The 10,965-nt window shown below is 41.4% G+C and carries 8 protein-coding genes and 1 pseudogene; 5 read left to right on the top strand and 4 right to left on the bottom strand.

All coding sequences use genetic code 11. The annotated features are described in order from the left end of the window. The first annotated feature begins 332 nt into the window (after positions 1-332). Positions 333-1,658, top strand: a complete 1,326-nt coding sequence (locus BW958_RS11890) for a competence protein CoiA family protein (protein WP_143233078.1) — start codon at positions 333-335, stop codon at positions 1,656-1,658. 996 nt (positions 1,659-2,654) lie between these two features. Next, complete coding sequence (locus BW958_RS11885) at positions 2,655-3,344, top strand: B3/B4 domain-containing protein (RefSeq protein WP_076575966.1); 690 nt, start codon at positions 2,655-2,657, stop codon at positions 3,342-3,344. A 105-nt stretch (positions 3,345-3,449) separates the two neighbouring features. On the opposite strand, the gene ptsJ is transcribed toward BW958_RS11885, so the two are convergent. Then, positions 3,450-4,760, bottom strand: coding sequence for a MocR-like B6 salvage transcription factor PtsJ (gene ptsJ, locus BW958_RS11880; RefSeq protein WP_076575965.1), 1,311 nt, complete (start codon positions 4,758-4,760; stop codon positions 3,450-3,452). 85 nt (positions 4,761-4,845) lie between these two features. Between ptsJ and BW958_RS11875 the strand changes: the two genes are divergently transcribed. Both BW958_RS11875 and BW958_RS11870 read left to right on the top strand, forming a co-directional pair. Further along, positions 4,846-5,739: a dihydrodipicolinate synthase family protein gene (locus tag BW958_RS11875; RefSeq protein WP_076575964.1), complete on the top strand. Its 894-nt coding sequence runs from the start codon at positions 4,846-4,848 to the stop codon at positions 5,737-5,739. Then, positions 5,739-6,959, top strand: coding sequence for an MFS transporter (locus tag BW958_RS11870; RefSeq protein ID WP_256701996.1), 1,221 nt, complete (start codon positions 5,739-5,741; stop codon positions 6,957-6,959). Before BW958_RS11875 ends, BW958_RS11870 begins: the two co-directional genes overlap by 1 nt. Before the next feature lie 124 nt (positions 6,960-7,083). Here BW958_RS11870 and BW958_RS11865 read toward each other — a convergent pair whose 3' ends face one another. Beyond that, entirely contained in the window at positions 7,084-7,554 is a 471-nt protein-coding gene (locus BW958_RS11865) for an Lrp/AsnC family transcriptional regulator (protein WP_076575963.1), read from the bottom strand. A 124-nt stretch (positions 7,555-7,678) separates the two neighbouring features. Between BW958_RS11865 and BW958_RS11860 the strand changes: the two genes are divergently transcribed. Beyond that, a complete protein-coding gene (locus BW958_RS11860) occupies positions 7,679-8,533 on the top strand; it encodes an EamA family transporter (RefSeq protein ID WP_076575962.1) in 855 nt (284 codons plus the stop codon). Positions 8,534-8,601: 68 nt separating this feature from the next. On the opposite strand, the gene BW958_RS11855 is transcribed toward BW958_RS11860, so the two are convergent. After that, positions 8,602-10,011, bottom strand: a complete 1,410-nt coding sequence (locus BW958_RS11855; RefSeq protein ID WP_076575961.1) for a hypothetical protein — start codon at positions 10,009-10,011, stop codon at positions 8,602-8,604. A 337-nt stretch (positions 10,012-10,348) separates the two neighbouring features. Further along, positions 10,349-10,870 (bottom strand): annotated as a pseudogene (locus BW958_RS20200) (ISAs1 family transposase); the annotation flags it as partial. Between the last annotated feature and the right edge of the window lie 95 nt (positions 10,871-10,965).

Here is a 10,965-nt window from a genome sequence, read left to right as displayed (position 1 = left end):
AAGACACCGACCTCAAACCGGTGTCTTTTTTACGCTACTTTCGTGCGCCCTTCCTTTGGTATCAATTTCAGAGCCTTCCACCGTACTGCATCCATCCCCCCCCCCCCTGATTACCAGCCCGCTCCTACGCATCCTCTAAAGCCCAATGAGCTCACCTGGGGAGTGGTCATACATCTAAATCCAATTGGAACTTGACGAAGTTCAAAACAATCAAATGTAAGTGTATGATTTTTCATGAAAGTGTTGTAACTACTGATGTAGTTAAAGCATCCAATTTAACTGAATAAACTAATGCGCTTTGATACATAGATCCATTTGTGGGTAGGATAGAGATGGCAAGAATCCTGATGACTCGTGCTCTTGATGACAGCGGCCATATAGTTGATGTCAAAGACGTTGTGAGTGGAAAAGCATGCAATTGCACATGCATTGGTTGTCAGGGAGCTGTCTGGGCAATGAAAGGGCCAATTAAAGCCCATTATTTTGCTCATGAGCCTAATTCAATCGAACAGAACTCCTGTACCTGGAAGCCTGAAACAGAAATACATATCCTGGCTAAAGAGGTTTTAGCAACGGATAGGCAGTTGTTACTGCCTATTGGAACTATAAATCCAATACATAAAAATATAGCCTTTGATGAGATGGTATGTGAGGTTTATGAGGGCAGAGTTATACCTGATGTTATTGGGTTCATCGAGGGAGAGAAGGTTCTCATCGAAATTGCAGTTACGCACTTTTGTGGTCGAGGGAAAATTAAAGAATTAAAAAAGGTGAATGCAACCTGCGTTGAACTTGATCTGAGTGGATTTCGAGTGAAAGGAGAGACGATCTCAAAGGAAGATATTAGGGGTTATCTTAAACGCTGCCCTAAAAAATGGCTATCAGTATCTCCTGTAGGCAACTTCTCCGAAATGATGCACACTCATAATAGACGTGAGTTAATAGTTTTACAGTCTGAGTATTCATCCTTAAGTAAAAAACATCAATCTGATATTAATAGACTCAGTGAAGAGTACAATGCAGTAAAAACTACGTATCAATCAGAACTAAGCAACCTGCAACGAGTAATTGAACAGGCTCGGCATTCAGAAAATAACGCAAGTTCAATTCTTAAAAAGTGGGATGAAATAATAAGAGATAAAAATATATCTATCTCGAAGGCAGAAGAGAGTATCATTATCTTACAAGACCGATATAGAACTCTTGAAGCTGAATTTAAAAGTCGTCTCTATCATATACAAGATGAAATTGATAGAAAGCAAGACTTACTAGATGAACTTATTAAGTTAGATGAACTAAAGTTAGAGTTTCATACACAAGTGGATGATATAACTAGAACAATTAAATCCAAAGAGGCTCGGCTTGATGCCGGAGAGGTGGAAGTGCGTAGGCGGTCTGCCTCGTTAGACCTTATACAGAAAAATCTGAATGATAGCTTCACCTCATTGCAAGAACGAGAGAGTGCTCTAACAGAAAGATCCAAAGACTTGGCAAGCATCGTGGAGATTAAATCAAGAGAGCAGGCTAAAGTAATGTTTGAACAGTTGCTAAAAGAAAGGTCAAAAGATATAAAAAATCTAGAAGAGAAGAAAAACAAGGTAATTAGAGATATTGATGATTTAAGACGAAAATATGGTTCATTTATAAAAATCCCATAACCTATCTTGGTCTATTTAAAACCTGAATATCGCGTTAGATCCCGTCATCAACTAACAGTACACAAAGTGTAGTTTGACCTCAAGAGTGCCTTCGACTCACAACGACAACAAACCAGCCTATCGTTGCGGTGGCTACTACACATTTTCACAGCTTGCACCACTGGTGGTGCATACACCCCAGTTATTTGACCAGCTCTTTAAAGCCATCATCAGTATGATTAGGTCTTCACTCATCAACCGGTACGGTTCATTCAATCCAGATTGCATGCTAGGTCATGTGCATCTCGGGAGTGACCAGGCTGGGGCCCACCATTACAGCTAGGCTGTTTGTCGAGCAAGCCCTTGTGCCATAGGTCTGATATCGTTTCAAACTATGAATAGTATTTTTAGTGACAAACTGAGTGTGGCTATTTGTTTGATCTATTAGCTGGCGGGATGTTTTTTTCTAATGAATAAGATATCCCAACCTGTCTAAGAGCATTAATAATGCTATCGGTATATCTTGTGAGAGTTACCGTTTTACCCGAAGGAAAGTTAATTTTAAGAACCATAGTTTATCCCCTTTTAGTTGATATGGTGTAATCACTATAGCTGCCCTCCAAGTATAAGAATAATGAATCGAAATCATGAAAAATAAGAAAAGCTTATGCGTAAATAAATCCCTTTGGTTTCAATTACTTAATCAAAATCTTGATGATGTTTAGGTACTAGGTTGAGCAATGCCAACTAAACTTAATAAGTTTGACTAATGACAGCTTAGTTTTAATCATTTGAGCTTATGAATACTTTTATGCAATATATTGGTCATTCGATAACGTCAGCCTCTCTGCAATCTTGGAGATAAGAGATTGAGTATTCAAAAGTTCATTACAGAAAAAATCAATGAATTGAAAGTGAATTGGAGGGTGATTTACTCTAAGCTTATTGATTTTGGTAATGCTCAGGAAGAGTATAATATGAGAGGGTTGAAGAAGAAATGATAGATGGAGGCATTGCATGTCAGTTATACCTTTGATTAGTCCAAAGATATTTGAGATTGCCCCTGGGTTTAGAGCTATAAGCATAACTGTCTTGGCATCAGAGATAATTGATTCTGATGTAGCGACTCAGGCACTTTTAGACTCATATAAATGTGTGCATGAGAATAATCCTACTTGGGCCGAAGCGCACCTTGCTGCATGGGGAGAGGCATTCAAGAAGTTTGGCGCAAAACCGAAAAGAACGCCATGCTCTGCGGAGGCTTTACGTAATCGAGTCCTAAAGGATGGTGGGATCACAAGTGCAGATCCTATCGTTGATCTCTATAATGCCATCAGCATTAAATATGCAATTCCTGTGGGTGGTGAAAACTACGAAGCATATGTAGGGATACCACACCTAACAATTGCTGAAGGTACAGAAGCATTTGATACAGTTAAATCAGGTCAGCCAGCAAATGAGCCACCAGAGAAAGGTGAAGTCATTTGGAGAGATGAAACTGGGGTAACCTGCCGTAGATGGAATTGGCGTCAAGGTGTAAGAACTCGACTTGATGAACATGCAAAAAAGATGTGGTTCATTTTAGAAAGTCTGCCAGAAATGCCGCTTGAAGCCTTACAGGCTGCCAGTGATGAACTCATCTCTGGTCTCAAGAAAATGATGCCAGATGCGCAAATTGAATTTACATACGTTGAAGCTAAAGCCTAAACCAATATAGCTTTAGTAGACTGTTCAACCTCCTTCATCTTAGAAGGAGGTTGAATTGTTATCAATTCATACTGCCAGACAGTATTGCTGCTTATTACTTAGTGGTCATTTCACTCTTACAGCATCAATACTCATTCTTAAATCACCAGCAATTTTTTTTATTTTAACAGTATCTAGCTTTGAGATAGTGACTCGGATTGCATGAGTTTTCTTTTGAATATCAAATGCAGAACCACGCCGGATTAACCATCCTCTCTTTGCCATTTCATAGGCAACATTGTTTGAGTCTACATCAAGTGGAATCCAGACATTTAATCCATCCTGAATATTTGGGGTGAAAACATCATTCTCTTGCAATGCGCATATCAATCCCTTACGTAAGGTAGAGTATTTGATACAGGTGTCATGCAACGATTTCTCAATCTCTGTTGATGACAGCAAAGACCAAGCAATCCTTTGTATAATATGGCTCACCCAATTTACCCCAGGAGCAAGCCTTGTTCTCAACTGCCCAGCAGTGGTTTGATCACAAGCCACAATGGCCAATCTGAGATCCGGCCCTAGTGCTTTTGAAAGAGAGCGTATAACAACCCAAGATATTGTTGTGGATGGCAAAATGGAAAAGTACGGCGTCTCCGAAAGAAGAGCAAAGTGATCATCAATGATAACTAGTACATTGGGATACGATGATAGTACAGCCTTGATCTCTAACGCTCGTTGTCTACTTAAGCTGCATCCTGTTGGGTTTTGCGCACGGGGAGTAATGAGGACGGCTCTGGCTCCATTACTTAGAGCGTGTTCAAGAGCATCAGGCTTCATCCCATGCTCATCAAGTTCAACCCCCAGCATTTGCATGCCAGACAGTCTGAACGCATTGATTGTGCCAAGGAAACATGGTTCTTCGACTGCAATCTTGTCACCCGACACTAAGTGAGCGTTTGCCAATCTTTCGACTGCATCGACAGCACCGTAGGTCAACTCAAGCTCAAACTCAGAAGGACAATCCTCAGTAAACCACCTTCTACCAAACTCAAGCAGCTCTGGGATGACGGTTTTCTCTCCATAGAGTACAGCCTTAGGAAAACATCCTGGAGATACCTCCTGTAGATTGGGTAACCAATCAGGATTCGGGTTTCCATCAGCCAGATCTACAAGCGATGAAGAGGGGGTCAGTCCTTCAACCTCTCCAACCTTTCTTGGTTCACTAACAATCGTGCCTAGTCGGCCTTGTGTTGTAGCTACATTGGCTTTCACCAGTCGTTGGTATGCGGAAGATACTGTGTTCCTATTAACTCCAAGTATTTCAGCAAGTTCCCGCACTGGAGGCAACGTTTCACCTGGTGCAATCTCCCCACATAAGACCAGTTCTCGGATGCAATCAGAGATCTCTAATGCAGTTTTACCTTTGATCTTCATTTTGTCCTATGCCAAAGATTGTTATTGTCTTAGTATTATATGGGAACTATGAACAACGTTCATCCACAACGAAGGAGCAAGAGAGATGTTCTCAGGACTAAGTGCTTTTCCCCTGACGCCCGTCAACCATCATGGCATCGATGACAGGGCCTATATCCAGCTGATAGAGCGATTAGCTCAAGCCAATGTTGACTCGATTGGAGCACTGGGTTCTACAGGAAGCTATGTCTACCTCAGCCGTGAGGAAAGAGCCAAGGTTGCTTCCCTTGCAGTCAAAAATGCAGCGGGTATTCCTGTCATTGTTGGCATCGGCGCTTTGAGAACTGATGATGTTCTCAGGTTGGCAGAAGATGCTCAAAGATCTGGAGCTAAGGGGGTTCTACTGTCCCCAGTCTCATATCAAAAGCTGACAGATGATGAAGTTTTTGGTCTATATGAGACAGTAACTTGCAATCTGTCAGTCCCCCTGGTTGTTTATGACAACCCTAGTACAACCAACTTTACGTTCAGTGATGAACTACATGGACGAATTGCTCATCTACCTAATGTTGCATCAATTAAAATCCCAGGAGTCCCAACAGATGCTAAAGCTGCATCAGAAAGGATATTGAGACTACGAGATAAAATACCTAATCATGTAACAATTGGAATTAGTGGTGATGCTCTTGCTGCAACTGGGTTAAATGCCGGATGTGAAATTTGGTATTCTGTAATTGGTGGAATATTCCCCAATGTAGCTTTGGCACTTACTAAAGCAGCGCGTACTGGCGATGCAGCTTTAGCTATTCAGCTTTCTGATAACCTAACAGCTCTATGGAATTCATTTAAAGACAATGGTGGAAGCTTAAGAGTAGTGGCAGCTATAGCGGAGGAGATGGGGTTGGTTTCGGCACCTAGTCTACCCTTACCTTTGTATTCCATTCAAGGTGATGAACGAGAAAGGATAATGTCGTTAATTCGTACATTGAGCCTATCTTGATGAAGTCATTCAATATGCTTCAAAGAAAATCTACTGAAGTTGAAAATGTACGTGGGCTTTTAAACTATGTATTGGCTGCATCATTAGCGAGAGCCGCTGATGGTGGTGCGGTTGTCGGTGTTGTCCTATTAGCCATGTCAAATGGAGCATCAGGAGCGATTACAGGCATTCTTGGTGCCTGTATCACTGCCCCTCACTTTCTTGGCCCCTTTGTTGCCAGGAAAATTGATACATCAGATGATGGGCGAAAAGTGATTGCATTGGCATGCCTTGTGTATGCAGTTGTAATGACAATTGCTGCATTAAGCTATGGGCATATATCATGGATTCTTAGTGGAGTATTATTTTCAATTGCTGGTATCTGTGGGCCATTACTAACAGGGGGAATTAGTAGTCGGCTATCGACTGTTGCTGGGGAAACACAGCAATTACAAAGGCGTTCCCAAGGCTGGGATGTGGCGTCATATGGCATTGGAGGGACTATTGGGCCATCCATAGTTGCGGGGATGTCAGCTTATGCATCCCCTGCTATAGCTGTTATCAGCCTGGCTATTTCAACCATCTTAGCTGCGATTCTGATAATGAGGTTACCTTACTCCCCCCCTCAACATGGAGGGGATCTGAGTAAGGTTCCTAGTACATGGGCTATCATATGCGTGATGTTGAAAGATATTCGACTTAGACAGACGCTATATTTGACTATGCTAGTTGCATTTGCTGTTTCTGCACTACCAATAACTGCGGTAAAAGTTAGCTCTTTATTAGGTGAGCATGCAGCAAGTGCAGCTGTATTAACAGCTGCATATGGGATCGGTAACTTGGCTGGCTCTGTATTTATAATGAGGAAGCCACTCTACGGTGATCCAGACAAGCTCATGATAACTTACTCCATCTATATATGTGGGGGGTTGTTTGCGATTATCAGTTGCTCCTCTATAGTTGCTTCTGCTATCGCTTTTTTGTGCACAGGTATCCTCAACTCATACTTCTTTGCAGCAACACTAATTGCTCGAACAGAATATGCTCCAGCACAAGGAAAAGGACAGGTGTTTTTGTGGGTGGCTGCAATGAAGATCTCTGCTGGTTCGGCAGGTACAGCTATTGCTGGAATTTTAATTGAAAAGGATATGAAGATACCTATTGTCGCTGGGATTATTTTGGTGGTTACAGGAGCAGTAGTAGCCTGGAGTTCAAGTGCCAAAAAAAAGATTCCAACATAGCTAACATCATACTAATAACGTTGTTAACATCACAAATCAAACGGACATAACCCTAAGTTATGTCCGTATTTTTTAAAATGCAGAGTAATTGCTGGCAGATACATATTGCATTAAGAATGCTACGTTAAGTAAGGGAATTCAACCCATCAATATTTTTCAAGATTAAAGTAGTTGATGTTTCAGATACACATGGTATTGCTTGTAACACTGACGGGATAAACTCTGCAAGTGAGGGGATATCCTTTACCCATAGGCGGATCATATAATCACTATCCCCAGTAACCATCATGCATTCTGTGATTTCAGGTCGCATTCTAATTGCATCTAGAAATTGAGAGTGTCCCTCTGGTGTCTGCAATGATAGTTTAATTGATACAAATACGCAGATGCCTAGCCCTAACGCTTCTTCCGATATCTTAGCCGTATATCCCTCAATGATTCCTGCATCTTCAAGCTGTTTGATTCTTCTACCGCATGGTGTTGGTGACAAGCCAACTTGTTCGGCAATTTCAGCAACAGTCATTCTGGCATTACGTTGGAGTAACTCCAGGATCCGTCTATCAATCGTATCAGTGATAAATTTTGACGCTTTCATTCAAATTCAGTGATTTATTGGAGTTATCGTGCGCACATCATACCATTTATGGTTATCTTTGCATCATTCTAAAAGTCGATATCTGATAAATTTGTGTTGTATGTCTAACATGGAATTAATATAAATGCGTCACACACAATACTTACCAATCGGAGCCGCTCTTCTATCTATTATATCCCTACAAACTGGAGCGGCCTTAGCAAAGACTGCATTTTCCACTATAGGCCCAGAAGGAATGTCTGCACTCAGAGTGGGAATCGCTGCAATAATACTATGCTGTTTCACCAAACCGTGGAGAATAAGATGTAACTGCTCTGAACTTGTAAATATACTCTTTTTTGGAGTAACACTAGGTTTAATGAATTTATTTATATATATGGCTTTCAAATACATGCCTGTAGGTATTGCTATTTCAATGGAAGTTATTGGCCCATTGGCTGTTACACTGCTCAGCTCTCGTCAACCCAAAGACTTAATTTCCATTTTGTTTGCAGTGACCGGGCTAACACTTCTTCCTATTGGCGGTAATAATACGTCTATAGAGCTTCTTGGTGTTGTGTATGTGGGGGCATCTGCACTTTTCTGGGGGCTGTACGTTAGTTCAGGTAGTAAGATCGCTTCCTTTGGAAGTCAAGGCTTCTCACTTGGTCTTATTGTTGCATCTATGTTTATCGTTCCACTTGGCATCAATAGTGGCGTTATAGAAAAAATAAATACAGATGTTTTTACTATTGGATGCACAATTGCGATTATGTCTACAGCACTTCCACTGGTACTAGATAGTTTTGCATTAAAGTATGTACCCAAGAGCATATTTGGTGTTCTGATGAGTGCATCACCCGCAGTTAGTGCATTAGCAGGAATGGTGATCTTGGATGAACTGCTAACCCTCTATCAATGGGTTGGCATTTTTCTAATATCACTTGCATGTATGGGAGCAACGATGAACTTCAAGAGTAATGTTGTTGCTACAAACTAGATAAATAGCACCAGATAATCATTAGAGCATACCGCCATTGTCGGCGGTATGCTTGTCTTGATTAAGTCCTACTGACTGAATTTTTCTTTCTCACGACTATCACTATGAATGAAGAAATAAATCATAGCTGAAATTACAAATACAACGCCAACAGCCACTACCCAATATCCAGGACCAAAAGGAGCTGGGTTCAAAACCATGTACACTAGTGAGCCGATTGTACAGAACACAACCGCTATGCGTAGCAACAACTGGATTGTTTTATTATGGCTATCTTTTAAAAGATGCTGTGCAAATAGCATGACAACCATAATCGCTGGGAATAGCATCAGACTGACATCAAGATGCAGCATTCTAAACGCGAAGCCAAAGTCTCCTAGCGGTACATCCTTGGCCGAGTTATAAAGGTCGGCTCTATACTCCTCCAAGAACCCCATGCCTGCAACAGTTAACAGTATGCAGCCCCAGGTGAGGAAAATACCGCCCAAGGTATATTTGGCAGACTTAGTCAGTTCATTGCCTGTGTCCTTATTTCCAAACAATATTGCACCAACAACGACAAGACCACCATGTAGTATAAAGGTGCCTATCACAAAATCTGCGAGGTCAATCCCCGCTACACTGTGACCACGAAGGGCAAAAAATCCTTTTTCAGTAAATATGTGGGGGATCTGTAAGTCAGAACCCCCAAAGCCTGAAACAACAAGAATGATGACAAGCAGCACCAAGCCAATGATTGTCATCCATTCACCAAGGAGTTTCAGCTTTAATGCAACACCGATTAAGTTTCGACCATATTTTTTGCTTATGATGGAAAGGATTAGACTAATAACGGCGACAACAATCATATCAGAGTGAGATCGAAGTAGGCTATCTTGCCACTCTGGCAACGTATATCCAATCTTACCTGCGTACCAACTAAAGGCACCTAGCACGTCACCAAAGTCCAAAATGAAACCAGCTAAGTCACCAATGAGCGCAGCAGTTACCGCAGTACATGATGCAGCTATGGCTAAATAGTGAGTGCATGATTTTCTAATCTCACGGTCTTTCAGCACTATTATTCCAAATGTCATTACAAACAAAATCACATCAAGAGAAATAAATGCAAGTATTTGATACCATAGCATTAGCTTGGTAAATTCCATTGAGCGGTTTATTGCCCCACCTGTAATGCCAAAAAATACTGTCGCAACAGTGCAATAAAAAATTATACGTTTAAGCTTGTCATCTACATTGTAAGTTTGACTTACAATTAAGGCTGTAAGACCGGCAAGACCGACTGACAGCCCATGGAAATACATTATTCTTGAGTAATCAACTGGTGTGTAGCGGTCAACAAAAATTGAGAATGGATTAGCTATTAATACACTACCTATTGCATAGATAACTAAAGAAATTAAGAGCCATCTTATTACCTGCGGCCAGGAGTATTTCCCCAGTCCCATTTCATGACTGGCTATATCTTTGTTTAACATACTTTCCCCTAATGAAGTTTAGTACATTGCTACTGATATAAAAAATGGCATCTTAATTATATTTACACTTAAATAGATATTATCATCAAAGAGTATCTCAATAGAACTCTTCACCAGTTTGTTGGGAAACACAAATGATGCTAACTCTCCATTGGAGATTAACTATTATGTGCTTTATACAAAGCATGCCTCTGGTTTAAGCCATCAATTAATATCACCAGCCTATTTATAAGTAAAATTAATTCAAGTCATTAAACATTAGCAGATCTTATGATTGGTGTTTGCACTATAACTGTGGCGAGAGCGTGAATATATTGTTAAATTGATGCCGGTTTAGCTAACCTGCATCCAGTACCTCTTCCAGATATGGGCTACTCATGCCCGCAAATTGCTGCTTCTTCCGCAAGCTTGCCTTACGGCTGGTTTCGGCTCGCAGCATGTCTTGCGCCATGTGTCGTGCACAGGCCAATATCTGAGGGGCATCACCTCGATATATCTGGCAGGCATCCTCATTCATCACGACATCCAGAACCCAGTGCAGGCTATTTTCAATTGCCCAGTGCCCTCGTACCGCTGAGGCAAACTGCTCTGGTGTCAGTTCAGCCGAGCTGATGAAGTAGCGAAACTCCATCGAAATTTTTTCCATATTTTCAATTCGATAGGATATTGCGACACCAACACTCTTCAGTGCTTTCCACTGTGGAAATTGCTCTGATAGTGCTCCGGCTGGTAACACATGGTACTCGCTGCCATCGATGCGACCGTGCTCTTTCTCGACACTGAGCGTTTCTTCACTCAGTGGCTTCTTGGTCTACTCGTCCAGCGCTGCGCGTACTGCATTATACAGTGTGGGCTGGTTTGTAATGACCCACTGAAATCCTGCTCAGGTCATAATGAATGGAGATAACAGACATGAGCATCACGATGGACGAAGAAATCAAACGTTGGACGGCC

The organism is Aeromonas sp. RU39B, from assembly GCF_900156095.1.
Classification (GTDB): Bacteria; Pseudomonadota; Gammaproteobacteria; order Enterobacterales; family Aeromonadaceae; genus Aeromonas.
The sequence above is the reverse complement of the archived record's forward strand: the minus strand, read 5'-3'. Positions and strand labels throughout refer to the sequence as shown.